The sequence below is a fragment of the Cobetia sp. MC34 genome (assembly GCF_018340035.1).
Classification (GTDB): Bacteria; Pseudomonadota; Gammaproteobacteria; order Pseudomonadales; family Halomonadaceae; genus Cobetia; species Cobetia amphilecti.
The window spans coordinates 1-1,053 of record NZ_JADPPY010000091.1 but is presented as its reverse complement, the minus strand read 5'-3'; the positions used below and the strand labels follow the sequence as shown (position 1 = coordinate 1,053).

Below are 1,053 nucleotides of genomic sequence, written 5' to 3'. Positions count from 1 at the left end.
CCATCCCGGAATTGGCCAAACAGGAAGGCATCACTGCAACAACCCTCTACAATTGGCGGAAACAGGCCAGAGAGCGAGGACAAGTTTTGCCATCACGTTCCACCCAGCCCGACCAGTGGACCAGCCAGGAGAAGTTCCAGATCGTCCTGGAGACGGCCCCGATGAACGAGGCCGAACTCAGCGCCTATTGCCGCGAGCGTGGGCTCTACCCCGAGCAGGTGGAAGCCTGGCGGGATGCCTGCATGAACGCCAACGACGACGTGGCAGCGCAGGCCAAGCAACAACGCCAGGCTCGCAAGGCGGAGCAAAAGCGGCTCCGTAAGTTGGAGCGCGAGCTGCACCGCAAGGACAAGGCCCTCGCCGAGACGGCGGCCCTGTTGACCCTGTCAAAAAAAGCCGAGGCGATCTGGGGCACGACCCACGACGAGGACGACTGACCAGCCTCCCGGATCGCCAGCGCATCGTGACCCTGGTGCAAGACGCCCAGCGTGACGGGGCTCGGCTGGCCAAGGCCTGTCAGGTGATGGGCATCAACGTGCGGACCTACTACCGCTGGGTCGCAGAAGGCGAAGTGACGGCGGACCGCCGCCCCGACGCCGATCGCCCGGAACCGGCCAACAAGCTATCTCCCGAGGAGCGAAAAGCGATCGTGGCGTTGTGCAACGCTCCAGAGTACCGAAGCCGCCCTCCGGCCTTCATCGTGGCCGATCAGGCTGACAAGGGCCGCTATCTGGCCTCTGAGTCGACGATATACCGAGTGCTTCATGAATATGATCAGCAACATCACCGGGGCCGACAGCAGGCCCCTCAGCGTAAGCGCCCACCGACCACTCACCAGGCGACGGCGCCGAACCAGCTTTGGTGCTGGGACATTTCGTGGCTGCCCGGTCCCGCGCGCGGCACTTGGTGGTATCTGTACCTGATAATGGACGTCTTCAGCCGCAAGATCGTCGGGCACGAGATCTATGAAACAGAGACTGGCGAGCTGGCCGCTGAGTTGATTCAGAAAACCTGCTGGCGAGAGCGCCTGACAGATCGTCATAAACCCTTGAT

Annotated in this window: 2 protein-coding genes; both read left to right on the top strand. The window is 62.5% G+C overall.

Annotated elements, in window-relative coordinates; all coding sequences use genetic code 11:
• Window positions 1–437, top strand: a 437-nt coding sequence (locus IZU87_RS17270) for a transposase (protein WP_502711614.1), incomplete at its 5' end; no start/stop codon positions are given.
• 26 nt (window positions 438–463) lie between these two features.
• Window positions 464–1,053: DDE-type integrase/transposase/recombinase (locus IZU87_RS17265; protein ID WP_213115364.1), on the top strand; the 590-nt coding region annotated here is incomplete at its 3' end.